The organism is Verrucomicrobium spinosum DSM 4136 = JCM 18804, assembly GCF_000172155.1.
GTDB lineage: Bacteria > Verrucomicrobiota > Verrucomicrobiia > Verrucomicrobiales > Verrucomicrobiaceae > Verrucomicrobium > Verrucomicrobium spinosum.
In genome coordinates, this window is sequence record NZ_ABIZ01000001.1 from 4505690 (window position 1) to 4530096 (window position 24407).

The 24407-nt window shown below is 60.5% G+C and carries 15 protein-coding genes; 6 read left to right on the forward strand and 9 right to left on the reverse strand.

The window, feature by feature from the left end:
- Positions 1 to 14 precede the first annotated feature (14 nt).
- Together VSP_RS18230 and VSP_RS18235 are read left to right on the forward strand one after the other, a co-directional pair.
- The gene (locus VSP_RS18230; RefSeq protein WP_053332354.1) at positions 15 to 581 is read left to right on the forward strand and encodes an RNA polymerase sigma factor; all 567 of its coding nucleotides are present in this window, start codon (positions 15 to 17) and stop codon (positions 579 to 581) included.
- A 43-nt stretch (positions 582 to 624) separates the two neighbouring features.
- Positions 625 to 2055, forward strand: coding sequence for an anti-sigma factor family protein (locus VSP_RS18235; protein WP_009962493.1), 1431 nt, complete (start codon positions 625 to 627; stop codon positions 2053 to 2055).
- A gap of 1116 nt (positions 2056 to 3171) precedes the next feature.
- On the opposite strand, the gene VSP_RS18240 is transcribed toward VSP_RS18235, so the two are convergent.
- Both VSP_RS18240 and VSP_RS18245 read right to left on the reverse strand, forming a co-directional pair.
- The gene (locus tag VSP_RS18240) at positions 3172 to 4629 is read right to left on the reverse strand and encodes a DNRLRE domain-containing protein (RefSeq protein WP_009962494.1); all 1458 of its coding nucleotides are present in this window, start codon (positions 4627 to 4629) and stop codon (positions 3172 to 3174) included.
- 55 nt (positions 4630 to 4684) lie between these two features.
- Complete coding sequence (locus VSP_RS18245) at positions 4685 to 5212, reverse strand: sigma-70 family RNA polymerase sigma factor (protein ID WP_232289492.1); 528 nt, start codon at positions 5210 to 5212, stop codon at positions 4685 to 4687.
- Positions 5213 to 5316: 104 nt separating this feature from the next.
- Here VSP_RS18245 and VSP_RS18250 point away from each other — a divergent pair, with 104 nt between their 5' ends.
- Together VSP_RS18250 and VSP_RS18255 are read left to right on the forward strand one after the other, a co-directional pair.
- Positions 5317 to 8319, forward strand: a complete 3003-nt coding sequence (locus VSP_RS18250) for a DUF1553 domain-containing protein (RefSeq protein WP_009962497.1) — start codon at positions 5317 to 5319, stop codon at positions 8317 to 8319.
- Between the two features lie 21 nt (positions 8320 to 8340).
- Positions 8341 to 9756, forward strand: a complete 1416-nt coding sequence (locus tag VSP_RS18255) for a DUF1501 domain-containing protein (protein ID WP_009962498.1) — start codon at positions 8341 to 8343, stop codon at positions 9754 to 9756.
- Between the two features lie 268 nt (positions 9757 to 10024).
- On the opposite strand, the gene VSP_RS18260 is transcribed toward VSP_RS18255, so the two are convergent.
- The 3 genes from VSP_RS18260 to VSP_RS18270 all read right to left on the reverse strand — a co-directional run bounded on the left by VSP_RS18260 (position 10025) and on the right by VSP_RS18270 (position 13068).
- Positions 10025 to 11359: a glycosyltransferase family 4 protein gene (locus tag VSP_RS18260; RefSeq protein ID WP_198141183.1), complete on the reverse strand. Its 1335-nt coding sequence runs from the start codon at positions 11357 to 11359 to the stop codon at positions 10025 to 10027.
- Between the two features lie 150 nt (positions 11360 to 11509).
- Entirely contained in the window at positions 11510 to 11878 is a 369-nt protein-coding gene (gene rplS / locus VSP_RS18265) for a 50S ribosomal protein L19 (protein ID WP_009962501.1), read from the reverse strand.
- A 302-nt stretch (positions 11879 to 12180) separates the two neighbouring features.
- Entirely contained in the window at positions 12181 to 13068 is an 888-nt protein-coding gene (locus VSP_RS18270) for a M48 family metallopeptidase (RefSeq protein WP_009962502.1), read from the reverse strand.
- Between the two features lie 124 nt (positions 13069 to 13192).
- Here VSP_RS18270 and asnS point away from each other — a divergent pair, with 124 nt between their 5' ends.
- Together asnS and VSP_RS18280 are read left to right on the forward strand one after the other, a co-directional pair.
- On the forward strand, positions 13193 to 14557 hold the full coding sequence (gene asnS, locus VSP_RS18275; RefSeq protein WP_009962503.1) for an asparagine--tRNA ligase: 1365 nt from the start codon (positions 13193 to 13195) through the stop codon (positions 14555 to 14557).
- Between the two features lie 23 nt (positions 14558 to 14580).
- Positions 14581 to 15480 (forward strand): protein-disulfide reductase DsbD domain-containing protein, encoded by a 900-nt coding sequence (locus VSP_RS18280; protein ID WP_009962504.1) that lies wholly within the window; start codon positions 14581 to 14583, stop codon positions 15478 to 15480.
- Positions 15481 to 16324: 844 nt separating this feature from the next.
- On the opposite strand, the gene VSP_RS18285 is transcribed toward VSP_RS18280, so the two are convergent.
- From VSP_RS18285 to VSP_RS18300, 4 genes are all read right to left on the reverse strand, one after another.
- The gene (locus VSP_RS18285) at positions 16325 to 16798 is read right to left on the reverse strand and encodes a hypothetical protein (RefSeq protein ID WP_009962506.1); all 474 of its coding nucleotides are present in this window, start codon (positions 16796 to 16798) and stop codon (positions 16325 to 16327) included.
- On the reverse strand, positions 16795 to 17742 hold the full coding sequence (locus tag VSP_RS18290; RefSeq protein WP_157210955.1) for an LpxL/LpxP family acyltransferase: 948 nt from the start codon (positions 17740 to 17742) through the stop codon (positions 16795 to 16797). Before VSP_RS18290 ends, VSP_RS18285 begins: the two co-directional genes overlap by 4 nt.
- Before the next feature lie 135 nt (positions 17743 to 17877).
- Positions 17878 to 19911, reverse strand: coding sequence for a BamA/OMP85 family outer membrane protein (locus VSP_RS18295; protein WP_081452593.1), 2034 nt, complete (start codon positions 19909 to 19911; stop codon positions 17878 to 17880).
- A gap of 67 nt (positions 19912 to 19978) precedes the next feature.
- On the reverse strand, positions 19979 to 24142 hold the full coding sequence (locus tag VSP_RS18300) for a translocation/assembly module TamB domain-containing protein (RefSeq protein WP_009962512.1): 4164 nt from the start codon (positions 24140 to 24142) through the stop codon (positions 19979 to 19981).
- Positions 24143 to 24407 lie beyond the last annotated feature (265 nt).

Consider the following 24407-nt stretch of genomic DNA (forward strand, 5'->3'; position numbering starts at 1 on the left):
AATAATACCATCCCTTGATCGTTCCTGCTGTGAGCAATGCCTTCATGCCTCCACAGCCTAGTGATCCAACAGCCAGCGGGCTGGTGCGGGAAGCCCTCGCCCAGCATGAGAGCAGCCTCATTGCGTACGCGTGCAGCATCTTGGGAGGTGATGAGGAACGCGCCCGGGATGTCGTACAGGACACCCTCCTCAAGCTCTATCTCGCCGACCCGATTCGGGTCCGCGAAAATCTCAAAGCATGGCTCTACGCTGTGTGCCGAAATCGGGCTTTCGACGTGCTCCGCAAGGAGCACCGTCTCGTCCTCACGGACAACGACGACCACCTCGACTGGCTGGATGAATGGCAGCCCGATCCCAGTGAGGACGCCAGCAAGGAGGAAATGCTCGAGCATGTCTGGCAGTGCATGGAGCAACTGCCCCTCAACCAACGCGAGGTCATTCGCCTCAAGTTCCAGCACGGTCTCAGCTACAAAGAAATCTCATCCGTCACCGGCCTCAGTGTCACCAACGTGGGCTTCCTCCTGCACACCGGCATCAAGCGACTGCGAAAGCTGATGCATCGCACCTACAGCGAGATCTGAAGCCCCTCCCCCCAAATCCCCTTTACCCGATTCTGCAAATCCCATGAACTACGAAGATCACCCTGACCTCACCGCCTATGCCATGGGCGAGTTGAATGCCGCGCAGACCACGCGGGTATGTCAGTGGCTTGCCAGCTCCCCGGAAGCCCGGGCCGAGCTTGAGCTCATTCAAGAAACGCTTTCCGTGCTTCAGGAGGCACCCTCCATCCCACGGCGCACATTGAACCCCCGTCAGCGGGAGACTGTGCTGGCCATGGCCAGCACCCCGGCCCGCGATGCTGCGGTCATCCCTTTTGCCACCCCAGCCCAAACCTACCGCCGCCCCATGTGGAATGCGGTCAAATATGCCGCCGCCGCCAGCCTGGCAGTGGGAGCCTTTGTGGTGGGCCAAAAGTCTGCCTCACCTGGTGCGAGCACTCCCGCTTCCCCAAGCTTGGCGACGACCAACGAACCCATCCCGGCCAATCCTGTTCCCGCAGCGCCGGTTGTGGAAATAGCCTCGATCTCCACCCGGGTGGAACCCCTGGACTTCGTTCCCGTCATGGCCCCTCCCGTCATCGCGCAGGAGTCCGCTGCCCCAGTGGCCATGCATGTAGAAGCCGCGCTCGACGGCGTAGTGCTGACGCCTGAGGTGCGTGCCTCCGCGCAACTCGCAGTCCTGGCGGAATCTCCCGCCAGCAACCCTGCCCCCCGCCCAGCCCCTCCGGCCTTCTCCATAAAGGCCTTTGCCATGGCTCATCGCACGCAACAGGATGCTATCTCTCTACAGCCCAAGCTCCTCCGCCCCGCCAAACTTCCTGTTCCAGATGAATTCGCCGGGGTAAAGCTGGCATCTCCTATGTCTGGTGGTCAAAAACCAGGTCCGGAGCCGCTTCGCAAACCCGATCCCCAACCTGCGCTGAACATCCACTCATGGAAGGCAGAAATCGCTTCCTGCCCATGGGATTCCAGCCGCCGCTTGTTGCGCTTTGTCGCCCGCGTACCGGTGAACCAGCCAGGAGTGGAGGTGAACGAAGCCACCTACCAGCTCGTGGCAAAGTTTGACCCTTTCCACGTGCAGGGCTATCGCCTTGTGGCGGAGAAACATATGCCTCCCACTGCTGGCGGCACCCTGGCCACCCGTTTTGCCTGGTACGAGATCATTCCCTCCCGGAACTTCGCCGCTACCACGGAACGACCGGTAACGCTGGGCACTATCGAGTTGGCCCAGCCGCGGAGCGCGAACGTTGCCAACCCGACCCCGCTTAAGATTCTTGATCGTGGCCAGACTTGGCAGGATTCACGTGAGGACTTCGTGTTTGAGACTGCCATGGTCGGATTTAGCCTCCTTCTCCAAGGCACGGAGAATGTGGGCGCCCTGAACCACAAGCTGGTGCTCGACATCGCTGAAGGCACCAAAGGTGCGGATCCGCAAGGTGAGCGGGCCAAATTTATCCAAGGGGTACGTCAGGCTCAGCGCATTGCCGGGCTTTGAGGTCGGTTGCACTTGGCGATCATCCCCATCACATGCAAAGGGAGTCCGATGAGGGCTCCCTTTTTGCTTGGGTAGAGGCCCCCCTTTCACGACACCATACCTCCCATAATTCAGACGCTCTCTCGCGACTCTGACACAGGTCCAGCAACGCGGTTTTTCCGAGCCTGGCCTCGTTACCAACCCGCTTCACACGAGATTACCCACAAGTTATTCACATCTTCCTCACACTGGGTGCCAGACCACGGAGAGTATAGCCTGCGGGGTCAGCCCTGAAAGGCCAATTCAGCGCTCGCACCTCGATCGCGTGGAACGCCCGAATTAATTGCGTGGAACGGAAAAATCACGCCCGCTCATCCTCCGTTACACGCGCGTCACACAGTCAGATTCTGCCTATCAAAAGCCTGTTTTGGCAATTGTTCGTCACCATTCTTCATAACAGATTCTACGCCAACGTTTTAGGCACATATCCAAAATGTCGCAAAATTCCCTTTTCACCTCTTGTTCAAGCAGTTGCAGAGGGTTTGGACGGTTTGCGTTGAGGGTTCGCAATGTTTGAACCCAGCACTGAAAGGTGTCGCGATCTTCACATAGGCAAGATGGAAGGTATGGCCACTCCTCCATGCAATATCCATATAGGTCAACGTTCGGGCAGATCACTGGCAAGCTGAAAGTTGCCAAAATTGCTGTCGTAGCAGCGGAAGTTGCGAACAAAATTCGAAGTTATTCACAGTGAGCGATTGCTTGACAGCTGCCGCAAAGATATCTGCCTAGGCCGCACGGTTGAAGGAAGCTGTAGGGTAGATTGGTCAGGGCTAACGCGGCAAACTAGTCACCCCGAACCCGTTGTCACCACAGAGAAGAAGGGCCGTCGTTAAGGGGTGGCGGGATCTCCGGTCCCGCGGGCGAACTGAGGGTTTCGGGTGCTTTCGGACGATTCGTATGAGGCAGTCGCGATTGACCTCCGGGGCTCTGCGACTGATCGACGCTGCCCCCCCGCCCCCTTTATTCCGTTTAGCTTGTGCTGGCTGGAGCCAGAGGGGCCTAGCACGCAGCAACCTCCGCCGATTGCCAATCTGCGCTACGTTGCCGCTCTATCGCCCACGAAGGCAGCAAGGCTCAATCCAGCACCAGACGCAACGTTGGAGGCTTGAGCGTAGGATGGTTATTCCCCGCAAATCCGTGCACCAGACCGCCACCTACACTCTCGGGCGTATCCCGCACCACCACCAGCGTCGCGTAGAGGTTCTTGTCATTGGTCAGGAAGCGGGCCAGCGCTTCACCTCGGATGGAGAAGGCACCGGCCACATCCCCGCGCGGGATCGTGAAGCTGCCCAGTTTGACGGCTTTGGAAAGGTCTGCCCCCTCGGACTGGGGATCGTTTCCTGGGGCATTCTCCCAGTTCACAGTCTCCTCAGTCCAAGCATCCAACGTATCATCGGTCACACCGTACACGCTAAACTCACAGTCGGGAAGCAACGAGGCATAACCCCAACCAGTAGGCTCGAACTGCAGTGTCAAGGATGCCGAGCGGACCTCCCGCCCCTGAAGCAGGGAGAGATCGAAGCCCAGCCAAGCTTTCCGCCGACAAGCCTTCTGCGTGGTGTGCTTGAGAAGCAGCAGTGTGTCGGAAAAATGGGTCTTCGTATCAGGTGACCACACGTACGCAGCCTGTCCCCGCCCCGAGTTGGTGGTGAGCGTGACGACGTCTGCGCCCTCCGGCACCACCCGGCGGGTGTCCGGTCGTTCTGATTCGAGATCCCCGCCGCTCCGGCGCAGGTCCTCTTCCGTGATGCGGGCAGCCTGACGAGTCAGGAGGTTTACCTTCTCGCCACTGCGATGGTGCTGGAGTTCCACCTCGCCATGGAACACCTGGACTTGAGCTTGTCCGTCTGCGCCAGTGCTAATCCCAAAGTCAGTACCGTGATCGATAAGGCGAGCGTGAGCCGTCTCCACCATGAAGCCTACCGCTGGCGGCGGCACATGCGCGACCAGAGCTCCGCTGTGCAGGTAGCACCTCTCAGGGCTCAGCAATTCCAAGTCGGCTGGTCCTTCCAGAGTCAAGCGAGCCCCTTTCTCAAACTCCAGGGTCGCCAAACCCGCAGCCAGACGGAGACGCCCCGTGGAAAGCACCGCCCCCACCTCCGTGGGCAGGCTGCCGCCGTCCCAGCGGGCCCCTTTTACATCCACCAGGGTCGCCACGGCAGCCCCAGAGAGGGCGCTCACGGCCTGCTGCCCCTGCCACCGCCCCATGCTCCAGCCGACCGCCAGGATGACGACGGCCGCTGCCGCTGCCATCCCCTGCCCCCACCGGCCAGACCACCGACCTCCCACCCTCATCCTCGGTGCAGACACAGGTAAATTCACCACTTCGGCAAGGGGGGTGTCTTTGTAGCGCACATCCCCCAGCAGGGACTGGAGCTGCATGTATTCCACATAGGCTCTCCGGGCCCCCGGATCATCGATGACCAAGCGTTCGAGCCGTTCGCGATCCTTCACGTCAAAGCTGGCATCATCCAGCATGCGATCGCAGAGCTTGATGACTTCTTCTTTGTGACTGGGGGAGGCTGGATTCATGGGCGGTCAGAAGGGATCAAAAAGAAAACAGATTCCAGAGTCGGAAAGCAGTGCTTCAGTTGGCTGCCTCCTCGGCGTGGCTGACCTGGCGGGTCACGCACTCATGCAGCACATGCCGGACGCGGCTGAGCTGTCGGTACAGGGCTGCCACAGTACGCTGGAGCTTTTCGGCCATGGCCTCCAGGGAGAAGCCCTCCTGGTAGCGCAGCTGGAGCACTTCCCGGTGATCTTCCGGGAGCTTGGCGATGCAGCCGTGCAGGGCGCGCTCACGATGCTCAAGGTCCTCAGCGGAGTTGTCGTACTCACTGGCCACCGTGTTGAGGAACTCATCGCTGAAATCCAGGCGGTCACGTTTGCGCCGCTTCCGGTAGGAGAGCACCTGGTGGAAAGCCACTTTCCGCGCCCACGCAGAGAAGTTCGTACCAGACTCGAACTGGGAAAAACTGCGCCACATGCGCACCTTGGCCTCTTGCAGAATGTCATCCGCGTCCTGCACATGAGGCACGAGCGCATGCACGTACGCGCGAAGCATCCGCTCGTGGCGGGCTAGCAAAAAGACGAATTCCTCGGCGGGCTCGGGCATGTTCATTCCATACACGGTAGTCCTGACTTTGAAAAAATGGACAAATTTTCCATTGTCCAAAAAAACGAAAGAGGACCTTCCCAACGTAAGTTCCCATTCTCCAGATGGCAAAACACAGCATCCATCCTTCTGTTGGCCGCCCCGCCAGGGCACCCAAGGCGCTTGCCGCAGCCAGCCGTCCCCACCTTCTCCTGGCGGGAGCCGCCCTGGCCCTCACGGGCACAGCCTCCGGGGCGGCTCCGGCAGAACAAATGGAGTTCTTCGAAAAGAAGGTGCGCCCGCTTCTGGTGGACAAGTGCTACAGCTGCCACAGCCCGGAGCACAAGGTCAAGGGCGGTCTGCGCCTGGATACGCGGGAGGGCTGGGTGACCGGCGGAGATTCTGGGCCGGCCCTGCTGCCCCACCAGCCGGAGACCAGCCTCTTCATGTCTGCCGTTGGCTACACGAACCGCGACCTGAAAATGCCCCCCAAGCAGAAGCTTTCGGACGAGGAAATAGCAGTGTTCCGCGACTGGATCGCGATGGGGGCTCCGGACCCGCGGACAGGGACACCGGAAACGGCCAAACCGGCGAGCAAGGGCATGTCGATCGAAGAGGGCCGGAAGTTCTGGGCCTTTCTCCCGCCCATCAAACCACCGTTGCCGACAGTGAAGGACTCCTCCTGGCCAACCACAGATGCAGATCGCTTTGTGCTGGCGGGCCTGGAATCCGCCGGAATGGAGCACGCCGCCGATGCCCCCCTGGAGGTGCTGGCACGCCGGCTCTACTTTGACCTCACCGGCATGCCCCCCACGACGGGAGAGTTGCACGAATTCCAGCAAATGGCCGGACAGACGCAAGAGGCTGCACTTGCCACCTACGGAGGCATTGTGGACCGCCTGCTCTCCTCACCCCGCTTTGGCGAGCGCTGGGGCCGCCACTGGCTGGATCTGGCAAGGTTCGCGGAAAGCAGCGGTGGAGGCCGCACCCTCCCCTTCAAGGATGCCTGGCGCTACCGTGACTATGTGATCGAGAGCCTCAACCAGGACATGCCACTGGACCGCTTCGTCTCTGAACAGCTGGCCGGGGATCTAATGCCTGCGGCCACCCCGGCAGATCGCCGTCGGCAGCTCACGGCCACGGGATTCCTGGTTCTGGGCCCCACAAACTATGAAGAGCAGGACAAGCAACTCCTGCGCATGGACATCGTGGATGAGCAGATGGATACGATGGGCCGCGCCTTCCTGGGCATGACCCTGAGTTGCGCCCGTTGCCACGATCACAAGTTCGACCCCATCCCGGCCAGTGACTACTACGCGCTGGCGGGCATCTTCCGCAGCACCCGCACGCTGAAGAACTACAAAGACAACGTGGCGCACTGGATCGACACCCCCCTGCCCATGGAGGGTGAGGAGGAGACACAACTACAGGCCCATGAAGCCCGGCTGGAGAAGCTCACTGCCGATGTGGCCACTGCGAAAAAGCGCATCAAGAAGCTGTCTCCCAAGGTGGAAGCCAAAGATGCAAAGGCCCGCCCCGTCGCACCGGATGAGCTGCCCGGCGTGGTCGTGGATGACACCCAGGCGACAGTGGTGGGCACTTGGAAAACATCGACACGCTATCCCACCTACGTGGGAGATGGCTACCTGCATGATCAGAACGAGGACAAAGGTGCCAAAACGCTGACCTTCACGCCCAAGGTGCCCCGCGACGGGCGTTATGAGGTGTGGCTCTCCTACACGGCCCTCAACGACCGCGCCGACAACGTGCCGGTGACGATCCTTCATGCCGATGGCGAGGAGACGTTGCGCGTGGATCAACGGGCAGAACCCACCGTCAACGGTCGCTTTGTGTCGCTGGGACAATATCGGTTCGTGGCCGGTGGCGAAGGTTATGTGCTGATATCGAATGATGCCACCAACGGCATCGTCACGGCAGATGCCGTGGTCTTCGTTCCACTGGATGAACTTGCCAAACTACAGACGACGGGTGCTCCTGCTAGCGCAGACAGCACTGGCACCGTCCACACTCAACTCCATGCCGCGCAGGCCCAGCTCAAAGACCTGGAGAAGGAATTGAAGCAGCTCCAGGCCTCTCCTCTGGCCCGTCCTGAGGCCATGACGGTACAGGACGACAGCGAACCGGAGGACTGCAAGATCCACGTCCGTGGCAGCATCCGCAATCTGGGCGCGGAAGTGCCCCGCGGTTTCCTGAAGGTGGCGCAACATGGCCCGGCCCCGGAGATCCCAGACGCAGAGAGCGGGCGCAGACAACTCGCGGAATGGGTGGCAAACCGGAACAACCCACTCACCGCCCGTGTGCTGGTGAATCGCACGTGGATGTGGCTGCATGGCGAAGGCCTGGTGCGCACAGTGGACAACTTTGGCACGACGGGTGAAAAACCCACCCACCCTGAACTTTTGGATGCGCTGGCAGTCGAGTTTATGGAGGATGGCTGGAGCCTGAAGCGTCTGGTCAAACGGCTTGTCATCGGTCGCACCTATCGCATGGCCTCGACGGGGCCGGACGCGAGTCTTCAGGCGGATCCAGACAATCGGCACTGGTGGCGGCAAAACCGCCGTCGCATGGATGCTGAATCCATTCGCGACTCCATACTGGCGATGAGCGGCCAACTGGACCCCAAGGTGGGCGGACCGAACGTCAAGGCAGATGCCATCGATTCCAACTCCGGGGCTGCGCAGAACCTTGAGTACAACTACGTCTTCACAGACGTGCGACGCAGCGTTTACACCCCGGCCTTCCGCAACAAGCGCCTGGAACTCTTTGAGACCTTTGACTTTGCGGATATCAACCAGCCCATCGGTCGTCGCAGCAGCAGCACGGTGGCCCCGCAGGCACTCTATTTCCTAAACCACCCTTTCATGCTGGAGCAGTCCCGGCTGGCGGCGCAACGCCTCGTCTCCACCCAATCGAGTGATGAGGCCCTGGTCCGGCAGGCCTACCGGGAAATCCTGGCCCGATCACCCGGCCCGCGTGAACTGCGCCTGGCGCTCGATTTTGTCACCGTCTCCGCCTCCGAGCAGGACGCCGAAGCGCGCCGTCTCGACAACTGGTCCCTCCTCATCCAGACGCTCTTCGCCTCTGTGGACTTCCGCTATCTCAACTGACTTCTCAGCCCTTCTCCCACCATGCTTGACCGCCGCCACTTCCTCCAGACCACCGCCTGTGGTTTTGGCTCCCTGGCTCTTGCCGCCATGGCCCAGGGCGCCCCCAATCCTCTTGCCGCCCGGCACACGCACTTCCCTCCCAAGGCGAAACGGGTCATCTTCCTGTTCATGGCTGGCGGCGTGAGTCATGTGGACTCCTTTGACTACAAACCCCGGCTCATCCGCGACAATGGCAAGATGATGGAGTTCGAGGATCAACGAGCCATTGCCAAGACCGGCATGGGCGCCGCCCAGCGCATCATGCAGCCACTCTGGGAGTTCAAGCAGCAGGGCGAATCCGGACGCTGGACCTCCAGCCTCTTCCCGCACATGTCCCAGAAGGTGGATGAGATGTGCTTCGTCCACTCCATGCACACCGAAGGCGTCGCCCATGGTCCGGCCACTCTTTTTCTGCATACGGGCACCACGAATTTCATCCGTCCGAGCATGGGCTCTTGGATCAGCTACGGGTTGGGCACGGAGAATGAAAACCTGCCTTCCTTCGTCAGCATCAGCCCCAGTCTGAGCAACGGCGGCCCGCGCAACTACGGCACCGCTTTCCTGCCCGCCGTACATCAGGGCACCACTCTGGGCCGCGCCGGGCAACCCGCCCGGGAAGCCACCATCCGGAACCTGCGCAACCCCCTGCTCACACCAGAGCAACAGCGGCGGCAGTTCGACCTGCTGCGCTCCCTCAATGATGAGCAGATGCGTCGTGCCACGTCCTTGGAACAAGGTCAGGCGGACGCAGAACTCGATGCGGTCATCAACTCCTACGAACTCGCCTGGCGTCTCCAGACGAACGCGCCTGACACCCTCGACGTGACCCGCGAGTCCCCCGCCACCTTGGACCTGTACGGGATCAATGAAAAGGTCAGTGAAAATTTCGGCCGCCAGTGCCTCATGGCCCGCAAGCTCGCCGAGTCTGGCGTGCGCTACATCCAGGTGAACTACACAGACAATTCCAACAACCCCGCCTGGGACCAACATTCCAATCTGTCCAAGCATGCCGACCACGCCGCCGCGGTGGACAAGCCCATCGCAGGGCTGCTGGCAGATCTGAAGCAGCGTGGGCTGCTGGAAGACACTCTCGTCTGGTGGGGCGGTGAATTTGGCCGAACCCCCTATGCCGAGCGCAACGGCACGGGACGCGATCACAACCCCGTGGGCTTCACCCAATGGCTCGCTGGTGCTGGCGTGAAGGCTGGCTATGCCCACGGTGCCACCGATGACTTCGGCCACTTCGCAGTGCAGGACAAGGTGCACATGCACGACATGCACGCGACGATCCTGCATCTACTGGGACTGGATCACGAGAAGCTCACGTTCAGATACGCTGGGCGCGATTTCCGACTTACGGACGTGCACGGACACGTGGTGAACGAGTTGTTGACGTAGGTCACCCCCTCCGCTTCCCAACCCGGCTGGGGACAACCGGACTACGCCCTCCGTTCCGCTACAGGGTTGGAGTTCCGCGTTTACGCGGTCAGGATGCGTTACCCCTGACGCGCCAAAGCGGTCAGCACGAACAAAGAAATTTGCACATCACCCCTCTCCGCTCCCAACCCCGGCTGAGGACAGCCAGACTACACCCTCCGGTCCGCTGCAGGGTTGGAGTTCCGCGTTTACGCGGCTCAGGACGCACTCCCCCCTGACGCACCTATAATCACTGCACCACAGACTTCAGCACTTTGTCAAAGTCCGCCGCCATCCTCTCCGCACTAAATCGCCTGCGAGTATTCTCCCTTCCCTTTTGGCTCAGTGCTGCCCGGTGCTCGTGATCCACCAAAACCTTCTCCAGAGTCTGGCTGAGACTCTTCACATCATCTGGATCACACAACTCGCCACCCAGGGTGATTTCCAACAACTCCGGGAATGCCCCGTGCCTTGGCTGCACGACAGGCAGACCGGCCGCCTGGGCTTCCACAACATACAGACCGAAGGCTTCACCATAGGTGGCCGGCACGGAGAAGACGGTGACCTCGTGAAGAAACCTGGTTTTTTCCTCGAAACTCACGTTCGGCTCCCAAGTGACGCGTTCAGCAAGACCGGCAGAGGCCAGCTTGGACTGCAGCCCTTCAATGTACTTGTCGTCCGCCGGAGTCTTCGCGCCTGCGATGCGCAGCTTCACGCCGGGCACCCTCCCACGGCGGTCAAGTTCGATGAATGCATCCACCAGAGTGGTGAGCCCCTTTCCGTGGATCATACGGGCCAGATAGCCGACGGTAGGCGTCTCCGGCTCGCGGCGGTCATGCGACCAGCCCTCGTAATTCAGCCCGTTGTACACCACGCTAATCTTGTGCCCCGGGACCGCAAGACGTTCGGCCATCACTTTTGCGTAGAAGTCACTGGGGGAGATAAAACGCGCTACAGACTGGGCGTTCTTCTGCATGAGATCCCAGGCCTGCGTGCGATAAGGTTCAGTGAGCGTGTCCAGGAAGGAATCCTCACCCTGGAGGGAAACGACCACTGGCACCTTGACCCGGCGAGCCAGCGCGGGAGCCAGCCCAATCAGCAGGGAGTTGGAAAGGGAGACCACCTCGGGCCTGCCCTCGGTCTCCAGCCATTGAATGAGGCGATCCCACTCTGACCATTGACGCCCCCCCTCGCCCAGCAGGCTGCCCACGGTCATCTCACCCAGGTCGCGGGCGCTGGTCATACCCATGAACCGCGAGGCCCAGCGCAGAAGCTTCTCACCATCCAGCCAAGTGCGCAGAAAACGCGGCAGAAACCGGAATCCGGGCAGACGCTGCTGCAAGTACAAGGAAACTCCCCCCACCTTCACCGCCTGCTCGGGGTTCGCCTCCTCCGCATCTGTCACCAGCGGGAGGTAGAGCGGGATGATCATCGCATCATGCCCCCGGGCTCTGAGCGCCTTGATGAGGGCATTGTCTCGCAGACAGCTTCCGCAGTGAAAGGAACCGGTGCCAGGCGTGAGATGAATGATGCGCATCGGGCGGGACAGGCAGGAAAGGTCGGTGACGATAGGGTAAACGGCCAAGTGAAGTCAGGAAATACGTGCGCGAACGCGCATCCCTTCCGTGGTTCTTACGTCCCACAACATCGGAAGTGTCCTGCCTCAGACAAACAAAAAGCCGGAAACCTTGCGGAATCCGGCTTTGAGAAAATGTCTTGGAGACGTCCTGCTAAATTAGCTTTCGGCGCTGGGGCGTTCGTTGGCGCGCTCTTTCACCGTCACAGCTTCCTTGCCGAGGCGGCCACGGAGGTAGTGCAGACGGGCGCGACGCACCTTGCCCTGACGGACGATCTCGATCTTGGCGATCTTGGGGGTGTGAAGGGGGAACACGCGCTCGACGCCTTCACCGTTGGAGATTTTGCGAACCGTAAAAGCCTTATTGAGACCGCGACCTTTACGGGCGATGACGATACCGGCGAAAATCTGGATACGCTCTTTCTCGCCCTCAATAACGCGGGTATGGACTTTGACGCTGTCACCCACATTGAATGCGGGGATGGTCGACTTCAGTTGTTCTTGTTCGATCTTGGCGATAATGCTCATGACGGGGTCTCCTGCGATGAGGGTGGCCGCTTCACAGCGGCGGGAAAGGGCGCATAGACTGCCAGCATTCCTATTCCGTGCAAGTCTTTTGTTTCGGAAATCCGAAGGAGCGAAGCTGATTATCCACGGTCGCCGATGTCCTGCAAACCCTGATAATTTTACAATCTTTACACCATGCGAGCGCAGCCGCAAGATTCACCGAGATAATTCTTAAATAAAGCTGGCCACGACAGAAGTGAGAGAGATTCTCCCGCCATCTGGCAGGAATGCGGGCACATTCTCTAAAAATTCCCCCCATCTTCTCACTGCCCACCGGTGGCGCGAATTTTGGCGATTTCTGCTTTAATCTGCTCAATCCGATTCTCGGAGCTGGGGTGGGTGCTGAGGAACTCAGGTGGCCCGCCTCCTCCCCCGCTGGCCCGCTTGAGGATCTCCATCACCTTGATAAGAGCCTCGGGGTTGTAGCCTGCTTCATAGAGGAACTTCACCCCCAGCCGGTCGGACTCGAGTTCATCATCGCGGCCATATTTGGTGTTCACCACCTGGTTCACCAGTTGAGCCAACTGGGCATTGGTGTTGCTGGAGCCATCACTGGAGGCTACAACGAAGGCCGTGGTCAGACCGCCGACGAGCTCGGATTTGGCGATCTGCTCGGAGCTATGCCGCCCCACCACATGGCCAATCTCATGCCCCAGCACCCCAGCCAATTCGTCCTCCGTCTTGAGCAGGCGGAAAAGCGCCTCCGTGATGAAGATCTGGCCCCCAGGGAGTGCGAAGGCATTTACCGTGTTGCGATCCGCCAGCAGATGGAATTCAAACTTGTACGCGGTCTCGTCGGCATCCGTGTCCCGTACCAGCTTCTGTCCCACGCGGTTGACGAATTCCCTGGCCTGAACATCTTTGGAGAGCCCGCCATGCATGGCAGCCATCTTTTGCCGCGAGGCCAGGCCGAGTTGAATCTCCTCCTGGGGATTCAGCTTCAGCCGTTGGTTGCGACCAGTGAAGTTGTTGGTCTCTGAACTGGTGCTCCCGAAGTAACTGAAAAGCGCAAAGGCAGCAATGGCCAGGCCGATGGCTACTCTCATGCCGCACCCGGACATCTGCGGCCGACGCCCTCCGCTGTATGCGTTCTCATACGCACTGTGCATGGTGGGTGCCATCGACTCGTCCAGGATGCTCCGGAATTTCATGAGATTGTGGGTGGTGTGCTTACCTTTGTATCGCGTTTAGTGGGACAAGCCAAGCTGCAAACTTTACCGGGTGTTCCGCAGGATGGTAGGTGTTGCTTTTCCCCCGGCCTGATTACCTTCGTACATGGTCACTCCCAACATTCGCAGCCTCCTCGCTTCCAAGGAACCGGTTCAGGACGTCACGGTGCAGGGCTGGGTGCGAACCCGGCGGGACTCCAAGGCCTGCACCTTCATCGAACTCAACGACGGCTCGTGCCTGCGTGGGTTGCAGGTCGTGGCGGACAACTCCCTGGCCTGCGCGGGGCTCTACCCTCGCGTCCTCACGGGAGCTTCCGTTCGCGTCACGGGTGACCTGGTGGCCTCCCCGGGCGGCAAGCAGGCCTTTGAGATCCTGGCCAAGAACGTGGAGATCATCGGTGAGTCTGATGGCACCTATGTCCTGCAAAAGAAGGGGCATACCCCAGAGTTCCTTCGCTCCATCTCCCATTTGCGTCCACGGACGAACCTTCTCGGCAGCGTCTTCCGTGTGCGCAGCCGCATGGCGTTTGCCATCCACAAGTTCTTCCAGGAGCAGGATTTCTTTTATGTGCACACCCCCATCATCACCAGCAGCGACTGCGAAGGTGCGGGTGAGATGTTTCGCGTGACCACACTCCCACAAGGCGGCGCAGCGAAGCCGGAGGAAGACTTCTTTGGCAAGCCCACGTTCCTGACGGTGAGCGGTCAGCTCCAAGGTGAGGTGTTCGCCTGCGCCCTCAGCAAAATCTACACCTTCGGGCCCACATTCCGGGCCGAGAACTCCAACACGGCACGGCATGCAGCGGAATTCTGGATGATCGAGCCGGAAATGGCCTTCTATGATTTGCAGGCTGATATGGGCCTGGCCGAGGCCAATGTGAAGTACCTCCTGAAATCGCTCTTTGAGACATGCGGCGAGGAGCTGGAGTTCTTCAACAAGTTCGTGGACACCGGTCTCATTGCCAGACTCCAACACACTTTGGACAAGCCCTTCCAACGTGTCAGTTACACGGATGCGGTGGACCTCCTGCTCAAATCAGGGCGCAAGTTCGAGTACCCGGTTGAATGGGGGCAAAACCTCCAGTCTGAGCATGAACGCTTCCTGGCAGAAGAGCATTTCCAGAGTCCGGTGACGGTCTTCAACTACCCCCGCAGCCTGAAGCCCTTCTACATGCGGCAGAATGATGATGGCCGCACCGTCGCCGCCATGGACGTACTGGTCCCCGGAATTGGCGAGATCATTGGCGGCAGTCAGCGCGAGGAGCGGTTGGATCTTCTTGAGCAGGCGATGGCTGCCCATGGTCTGAGTGAGGAGAACTACCGCTGGTATGCGGATCTTCGACGCTTTGGCACCGTGCCTCACGCCGGTTATGGCATGGGATTTGAGCGTTTCCTCATGTTCGCCACCGGCGTAAGCAACATCCGCGATGTCATTCCCTTTGCCCGGACGCCCGGGCACGCGGAGTTCTGATTCGATCTTCCCTATTTGATTTAATGCCTGCCTTCTCCTTCATCTCCCCCCTCCCCACCCTCCTGGCGTTTCCCGCCGCTCTGGTTCTCACCCTTGCTGGGTCCCCGGCGCGTGCCGCCGAGCCTTTGGACGTGACCTTGGTGGCGAATGTGACCCAGGTGCAGCCCGGCGTGCCCTTCTACGCCGGGCTGCACCTGGTGCATCGCGAGGGCTACCATACCTATTGGAAGTTCCCCGGCATTGTTGGGGTGCCCACCAGTATGGATTGGACCCTCCCTCCCGGCTGGAAGGCAGAGGACATCACCTGGCCCGAGCCGAAGCAGGTCCACATGTTTCAGATCCGGGCGCAAGGGTACCACGGGGACATGCTCCTGCCTGTGCTTCTTACGCCACCCAAGGATCTGGTGCCCGGAACAAAGGTTACCCTAAAGGGCAAGACCTCCTGGATGTGCTGCGGTCGGGACTGCAATCCCGGGTTCAATGATTTAACTCTTGATCTGCCCGTGGCGGCAGCGGGCGCGGCCCCGGAGACCTTGGTGGATACGAAGTGGCAGGAGCGCTTCGCCGCCGCCCTGGCCTCCAGCCCCAAGCCGCTCAAGGGATGGATCATCGCAGCGAGCCGGGATGACAAGAGTGTTGTCGTCAACCTGACGCCAACTGGCGAAGACATCCCAAAAGGCAAGATCAAAGACGTGCTGTTCTTCACCGATGACGGTCTGGTGAATGCCGACAAAGATCAGGTGCTGGAGCAACTCCCCAATGGAGCCCTGAGGCTGACCCTTGAGGTTTCCCAATATGCCGAGCAACCCTTGGCCAAACGACTGGTGGGCGTGTTGCAGTCAAAACAGGGTTGGGATGCAAAAGGCACGAACTCCGTGGCGATTGATGTGCCGTTGATCGTCCTCGAACCGGTGGATCCATAGGCGAACGCGAATCTCGTCGCTGTGGTTGTCAAAGTGCGGGGGGGGGTGGCGGCCTGGCGGCGGGAACTGCCCATGCTGGGTGACTTGCAGCCGGACCGCGTTTTGACAAACGCAGCCACACTCAACTGCTGCGAAGGCAGTTCAGGGTTGGTAGCTCGTAGCTGCACTTGTCAAAGTGCGGGGGGGGGGGGGGGGTGGCGCGGTCTGACGGCGGGAACTGCCCATGCTGGGTGACTTGTGGCCGGACCGCGTTTTGACAAACGCAGCCACACTCAACTACCGTGAAGGCGGTTCGGGGTTGGTAGCACGAAGCTCGTAGCTCGTAGCTGCACTTGTAAAAGTGCGGGGGGTGGCGCGGCCTGGCGGCGGGAACTGCCCATGCTGGGTGACTTGTGGCCGGACCGCGTTTTGACAAACGCAGCCACACTCAACTGCCGTGAAGGCGGTTCGGGGTTGGTAGCACGAAGCTCGTAGCTTGTAGCTGCACTTGTCAAAGTGCGGGGGGGTGGCGCGGCCTGGCGGCGGGGACTGCCCATGCTGGGTGACTTGTGGCCGGACCGCGTTTTGACAAACGCAGCCACACTCAACTGCCGTGAAGGCGGTTCGGGGTTGGTAGCACGAAGCTCGTAGCTTGTAGCTGCACTTGTCAAAGTGCGGGGGGGTGGCGCGGCCTGGCGGCGGGGACTGCCCATGCTGGGTGACTTGTGGCCGGACCGCGTTTTGACAAACGCAGCCACACTGAGGCGGTGGCAAGGCCGATCCTGGGACGCCAAGCCAGATCGAATGGATGCCAGCTCTTTACACTGACACCTCGCGCCCTTTGCTTCTCTCGCGCAAAGCGGGCTCAATTCTCCGGCTTCAATTGCAGGCTCCCGTCGGGCTCCTCGGCCATGGACCTGCCGAAGGCGTGGATCAACAGACAAAATGCGAGACCCGCCCACCAGACCCAGCCGAGGAAATGCGCGGTTGGTTCCAGATCGCCCAGCAGCACGAGCGAGGCGAGGCCGAAAAAGCTTAACAGCATCACGCATGCGAGTCGGTCATACTGCGCGCGGCCAAACTTCAGCCAGCGGCTGGGAAGCACCGCAAGGCACAGGGCCGCCATGGTAATGCCCACCAGCACGACAAAACAGACCACCGGAACATACAGAAACGTGAGGGCAAACCTCACCGTGCTGCCCCCTGCCCAAAGGGAGAAATAGTGCTCAATCACCAGAAAGGTCCAGAGTGATACCCCAGCGGCAAATCCATACGCTTCCTTCTCCAGGCGACGCACGCTGGCGGGAATGACCGTGTCGATGGCAGGATCGTGGCTCATATAGCGGGAGGAGCAGTTGGGCTTTTCGCTGCATCCGAATGGGATGCAAAGACATCTTCAAAGACAAACCACTGATACCAGTACTGCTCGATCACAGAGCGCAGCACCTCGTTCCACTGGCTCGCGGCTTTCATCTGGGATTCGTTTCTGTCCAAGCCTGCGATCGCCACCCCAAAGGAGGACTCCGCATGCACCCGATAGCGGCGGTAACCCATACGGATGATAAAAACAGGGTGGATGGTGGTGCGGGCCACGGTGGCGAGAATGAACGGACCACGAGGAATGTTCCACTCCACGCCGGGCTTGAAGTCGAGGCGCATGGGTGAGACGTCGAAGAGCACCCGATCTCCCTGAATGGCGACAATACCCCCCTCACCAATGGCCCGGGCGAGTTCTACACCGAGCATGCTGCCAGGCTCATTGTAATGCACGACGAAGTCTTCTGACTCCTGCCGCTCTCTCTTGTTTTTCTGGAATTCCTGACTCTCCCGCATACGCTCGGGAGCGCGCACCATATGGATCGGGCACTTGAACCGATTGGCGAACATTGGGGCCGCGACATCGTAACTGCCCATGTGGGCGGTCAACAGTACGGCACCGTCTTCTTTGGCCTGCAGCTTGAGCAGGTCGGGCATGCCAGAGACCTCCCAAGTAATGATGTCGTCCCCGTTTCTCACGTGGGCCAGATCCGTCATGGTCCAGGCAAAATTCCAAAACACGCGAAACGCTCTAAACTGGTTGCCCAGCAGCGAAGTGCCGGGCAGGACAAAGGTCAAGTTGCGTGCCACCGCATTTCGGGCGCTACCACACAGCGCCCAGAAGATGAGGGTGAATCCTGCCATGAAAACTGGCTCCATAAACCATGGGCAGTGCCGGGCTCCCCAGTGCAGGTAGCGCATCCAGAAATCCCCATAAACAGAAAAACGACGCAACCAGCTTAACATGTGCTCGGTGGAAAAAGGGAACGGGGATGGAGGGACAGCATCGGCAGGGGGCTGAGAAAAGCCGGTTTCGTGCATCATTCAACCAATGCTTGTGAATGAGGTCGGCTCTGTGACAGCCCAAAGCCGGAATTTCCATCAAAACGCAAATCCGAAGGTGATGTGCACAGCTCCCAGGTCCTCCCCCTCCCTGCGGTCAGGGTTGAAACCATAGTCCAGGCGGAGAGGCCCAATGGGCAGCTTATAACGTATGCCCAGACCGACGGCGTACCGCAGGTCGGTGGGCGAGGCGAAGACGTTGTCTTCCTCACTGCTCACCGTGCCCGCATCACCAAAGAGGGCCAGTTCCAGATTCGGCCGGATCTCGTAAGACAGCTCCACACTGAAGACATGGGTGGCAGTGCCACCCAAGGGTGTGCCCGACTTGGACTTGGGCCCCATCTCGCGTTCCGCGAAGCTGCGTACCGAAGTGGCACCGCCATTGAAGAGGCGCAGGTCGATGGGCAGTTCGTCCACGCCCCCGCTAATCTGTACCGCACGGGCCCGGGCAGAGGCAGCGACGCGGAGCTTCTTGGTGAGAGGTTGATAAACCGCCAGAGAGACTTCGCTCTTGAGAAATTGCACATCCCCACTGGACGCGGTGACGCCTGCACTGGCCATCCATCCATCCGTGGGCACCACGGGGCTGTTCCGGTAGTCAAAAACCAAGGCCATGCCCACGGCCCCCAGGTTGTACTCATCCGGCCCCAGTTCCTCAGGGGTCAGTTCGGTTGACTCGGTGCTGTTCGCAGAGACCTGACCAAAGAGGCTGGAAGTGATGTGCTTGTTCCAGCGACGCTCCAGAGCCAGCTTGCCGAAGTAGGATTGGCGGTCGTAGTCGAAGATGGAGAACGTCTCGGCCCCCACCTCCGCGGCGAGACTGTAACGGGAGCCAAAGAGCGCGGGGTCCAGCAATTTCAAGGAACCATTAATACCCCGGCCGGTGTACTCCGCCTTTGCGCTGGCGGTGTTCCCGCTGTCCATGAAGTTCACCTGCCGCACCTCCGCGCCGATGATGGGCCCCTGGAAGGTCTCGTAGCCCCCGTAGAATCCCACCGTAGTGCGCATGCCCTCCTCCCCCTTCACTTGTAGCACGAGGCTGCCCCCAGGCAGAGCCACGGGCTCGAGCTCCATCCGGGCAAACACTCCCGTATCCAGGAGGCGGCGGTTCATCATCTCCAACTCGGAGGGTGAGTAGGTGGTACCCACCGCAGGCTTGAAGCTGGCCTTGATGAGCCGCTGGGCTCCGGCGGAGAACTTGGGATCGATCTCCACCGCACTGATCTCATAGACGGGGCCCGCCTGGATCTGGTACACCACCGGCACAGTGCCGGTGGTATTGGCAGCCGGATCGGCCACCGCATTTACCGCGGCAGTAAAGTGGCCGCGCATCTGATACACACTGGCGATCTTCGCGCGGGTCGTTTCCACTTTCACCTCGCTGTAGGGTTGCCCTGCCAGTTCTGACACGGCCTCCCGCAACTCCTTGTCCCTCCCCAGAAGATCTCCCGTAAACTGTACGTTCCCAAAAAGGTACTTCCGCCCCTCCGTGATCTTCACCAGAACACCCACCTGCATGGTGGTCTTGTTGTAGTCGAACGTCGGCTCCGCCACCACGGCCTCCAGGTATCCCTGAGCCTGAAAGTAGCGCTGCACCAGTTGGGCCCCCGCCCTGATGTCCGCCTCCACAAAATCTGGGCTGTCACTGCTGCCGCCCAGTTTGTCATGAGTGGGGCGCAGCAGGTATCGCGTGAGCCGGGCCTCTTCCTGACTGGTATTTCCCTCGTACTGGATGCCGCCCACCTTGAAAACATCCCCCTCTGTCACCGCCAGATGGGCAGCACCGCTCTGGATCTCCCAGTTCACCACGGCATCGGGATACCCCAGATCCAGATACCGCTGCCGGACAAAAAACGCCAGGTCATCTGCCAGCGGCGGACTGATCACTGTGTCCTCTGTGAGCTGGATCTGTTCCTGCACCACTGCCTTCACATCATCCGCCGCCCGTTTGCCCACGCCCGTGAGCTCGACCCGCAGCCCCTGAGTTTCTATCACAAATGCCTGCCCATGCGCCAGCCCGGTCATGGCCAGCACCATGACCAGCATCATCAGACACGGATGGAGTAATTTCATAGATACTCAGTTGGCGGCTTCAAATTCAATTCTGCAATATTTGTCCATTCATTCCCCGCCTTCAAAGCTACCTAAACCTCACCAAGTAGTGGAGCAGCCCGCGGAAGGTCCCCCGCTCGCCCACCTCGCCGATAGCCTGGAGCCTGGGGCTGATCTCATAGGTGGCCGTCACCGCGCGCTGCGTATTGCCCGTGCTGATGGGGGAGAAACTGAAACTCAGTTTGGGTGGATCCGCATTGATCCGACGGGGGGACGCTTTACGGAAAAGCTTGCGATATGTCTGACTCAGCAAAAGAAACGCGGCACGATTTGCCGCCACGCCCTCGGACGAGGTGAGGTCCCCGGCGGTTGAACCGGTGGCCAGCAGCGTGGCAATCTCCCCCTCTGACAAGGGCGGGTTCGAGGTAAACCTCACCTTGGGCTTCAGGGCCGGGCCGTAGGCAAAGAGCGTGACCACGTAATTTCCCACCACTGAGTCCCCTTGGAGATCCAGCTCTGGGTCCAGCGGGCGATCCTTGGTAAAGAGGACGTTTCCCCGCGTGATGTTCAACCGGCTGAAGGGAAGCTGCACTCTGGCGTTCTCCAGTGTGGAGCGGCCCGTCACCTCCGGGCTGCCGCCCGTACCGCCCACATGAAGGTCCACCACGAGAGCGCCGTTGAGCACATTGCCCAGCAGACGCACGGGGTCACGAGTCACCACCTTCACGTCCAGCTTCCATTTGTCGAACGGCGGAGGTGCGGCCGGTTTGCTTGTACTGCGCTTCACGGGCGGCGGAGGCGGCGGCAGTTGATCTGGCAGGGACAGGGGCAAGAACTCGATCTCCTTGAAGACACGTCCACGCACCAGTTCGACCCGGCCGGAGACAGACGCCCCATCCAGCGGCCCCCGAATGGCCAGGTTGCCATCGGCACGCAGGCTCATCGTATCATCCCGCAGGATGAGCGCCTGCCGCGCCATCACGTTCACGTTGATTTCCGGCTTGGCGAGGTCCTCCACATTCACACCTCCCGCAGCACTTATCTCCCCGCCGGCGAGGATTGCTGAGGCATCCTCGATCGTGATTTTCTTTTCCACAAAGGAGAGATTCGCCCGCACATCCCTCACACTCATCTGCCCCTTGGCGAGCTCGGCCGAGGGCACGTTCAGCCGCAGTCTGCCCTGCCAACTGGGCCTCCGCAGAGGTCCCTCCAGCTTCACGTCCACCCCCACCGTGCCCTGTACACGCTGAATGGTGGGCACCACGCTGGCCAAAAAACCCAAGTCCGACTCTGGCAGGCTCAGCTCTGCCTGCAAGGGGGCGTCCTGTAGAATGGCGGGCTCGGCCAGCACCTTCTCCAGCTCCAACGGAAGGGAAGCTTTGATCACCATCGGCTTCAGAGGCCGTTGCACCGCCTCAGCCTCCACCGTCAGTCTGCCCGGCACCAGCTTGCCTTGCAGATGCACGCTGGCGGGCTCCAGCTTGCCTTTGACCGCTGCAGACGCCAGGCCCTTCACCTTTACATCCACATCTCCCGTGAGCTCGGCCAGCAGCCCCTTTAGCTCCACTTTTCCCGCCACGGTCCCGCTGACCAGCGGCGACTTCATGCCCAGTGCGGCAAAGAGCTCCTCAAACCGCAGGTCCTTCATCTCGAGAGCCACATCCACGGGCCGGGCGCGGTCAACTGGGATCTTGGGTCGCGGGCTGGCCCCGAGCGCCAGCGGTACGGATACCCGGCCTGAGACCAGGGTAAGCGCCCCCGATTCCACAGACAGTTCGGTGAGCTTCAGATCGGTGTCTGAGACCAATCCCGCCGCCTCCAGCCGAAACTTCCCAAACTGGGCGGAGAGACGGGTGAGTTCCGCCGTGCGTCCCGCATGCCGTGTCTCCAGGTCCAGATTGTAATGATTGGGATTGCCCGCCAGGGCAAAGTCCTGGACCCGCACCACGCCGTTGCCCTTCACCTCCAGGGGTTTAAGTTTCCCTGAACCTGACCAATCCAGAGCCACGGCCCCGCTGTTGATGGCGGGCCCTTTGAACAGCTCCAGCCAGCCGGAAAGACCGGGCAGGTCCGTGAGTCCCCCTTTCAGATCGGCGGTGAAAGCATTCGGTTGGGCCAGCTCCACGGAGGCCACGCCGTGCACCTTGTTTTTTTCATCGAACTGGACGTCCAGCTTCTTCGCCGAGAGCCATCCCTGCTGCACCTCCATGTCCACTCTGGCCTCTGCCAGCGCGGCATTGAGCCACTGCACCTCCTTCAAATTAAAGGTCGCGGAAGCCGCCAGACGGCTGAGCTCCCGAGCCTTCAGATCTGCGAGACTGACACTGGCCCACCCCTCGGTCAACAGCACCCCGGCCTGCGGCGGGGGCAGCGCATCCACCGACTCCGTCTGGAGCCAGCTTGTAATCACGGAGATCTGGGCGAATTCCGCCTTCCATGCGATGTTCAATGGCCGAGGCTCGTCCAGGCCCAGGTCCGCAGTGAGAGACAAGGTGTTCTGGCTGTCGAAGACGAGATCCAGCGCATGGACCAGCACCTTGTTTTCCTTGAACTCAAAGTTTGCCGTCCCCTTCTCCAGGGAGCCCTGGTTCCACTTCAGATCGGAGAGTGCCACCGTGCCTGTAGCCTGCACCTGGCTGAAGTTCTTCTCCCGCAGGTCAGCGACCTCAAAACGGACGTCCACGGCTCCATCCAGCGCCCCGGCGGCGGGTGGGTAAATGTTCAGCCACTGCTTGAGATCAGACAGGGTGTTAAGGTCTTCGCCCCGCAGTGTGACCTTCAGCGCGGCTTGCTGGCGCCCCTCCAGATTCACCTGTCCGGCCACGACCGCGCTCGTCTGCTCATTCAGGTTGGCGCGAATTTCATGAACCGTGACCATCTTCGCATCGGTGGAGACATTGACTTGGAAATCGCTAAAGGAGTATTGCGCGATCGCGAGGTCACTGCTGCCCAGCTTGAGATCCGCCCCGGCCAGAAGGGCATCTTTCACGGAGACAGTGCCTCCGCCTTTGACGCCACCCTTCAACATCGGGTGTCCGGGTATCAGTTCCTCCAGTGCTTGCGCGTCCAGCTCAAACTTCACCGTTGCGGGACTGCTCGATGTCTGCCGCCATGAGGGAGGTAAATCAGCCTGTCCCGAAAGTTTGAGCAGGTTCCGCCCCGCTTTGATGACAGCATCATGAATCTCAAGCCGACCCGACTTCATGGTGAGACGCGTGTTGAGATCATCCACCTTGAAGCCATCCTGTCCAGTGATGAAGGAGGTGGCGTGCAGCGCCAGGTCTGCCGTCAGAGAATGAGGCTCTCCAGGAAGACCGGAGACATGCCCAGCCAGCCGATTCACCTGCCAGGTCATCCCCACGGGCAAAGCCACCCACCGGCGCAGCTCCCCGTCTTCCAGTTGGTCCACCGTCAGGTCCAGATCCAGAGAGAGATTCTCCCGGCCCACCCCTTTCAGGCTGCCCTTGGTCTGGAGGCGGCTGGTACCTGAGGAAAGCTCCAGTTCCAGAGGCAGATCCCCTTCCCTTAGTTGGGAGAGGTTGACCGCCAGTTTCTGGATGGTGAGGTCTGGCATCACCTGCAAGTCCTGCAGCCGGATCCAGCGATCCTGCAGGGCAGTGTTGCCCCGCACCTGCTCGATATGCAGGCTCCTCTGAGGAACAACCAACTCCTCAATCCGCAGTTCCCCGGTCTGCCCCTGCTTGAGCACGAGGGTGAGATTTTTCAGCAGAATCTCCCCGTCCTGCGTGATGGCCCGCACCGTGACATTGCGCAGGGCCAGATCATCCAGCCAGACATCAGGGAGGCTTTTCCTTTGGGTGGATGGCAGAGGCTCCGTCCGGGGTTTCTGGTTGCGCAGATCCAGCACCACCACCGCATCTGAAATTTCAAAGCGATCGACAAACCGCCCTCCCCCCCGCGACAACAGCTTCACGAGGTTGTACTCCGCACCCGCGTTTTTGAGCTCAATAGACTGCAGCACCGCCCCTTGAGGTCCCACGACGCGGACATCGCCCAGCTTGAAGCCGGTGATCACCGGGCCGTCCAACTGCCAGTCCAATTGATAGCCGGCCTTCCCTGCAAAGTGGTGCGCCCCCCAATCCACCCCCCACCTCAGAAGGGGACGGTGAAAAATTACCACCAGCAGCACGAGAGCCGTAATGCCCAACAACACCCGCTTCAGCCAGATCCGCCAGCGAGAGCAGGGCGCTATGCGGCGCACTTGGGATTCGGCAAAGGTGTTCTCACTCACAGTTGTCTTGTTTACGGATTTGGCGGGCGAAATGAGCGCAGAGAACCCGCGAGGAGCCCTTCTGGAATCTCGCCCAGGAACCGCCCTTTGCGCAACCCGCGGGATACTCTCCTTGTCAAAATCGCCACCTACCCCAACTTTCCGCACGCCTCCCTATGGCCCGCCTGCCAGACCTTGACCTCCCCCTCTTGCTCTGTGCCTCCTGATGCTCTGCCTGGGGACAGCCTGCCGCACTGCCAAGCCTCCCGCGAGCAGCATCCCCAGG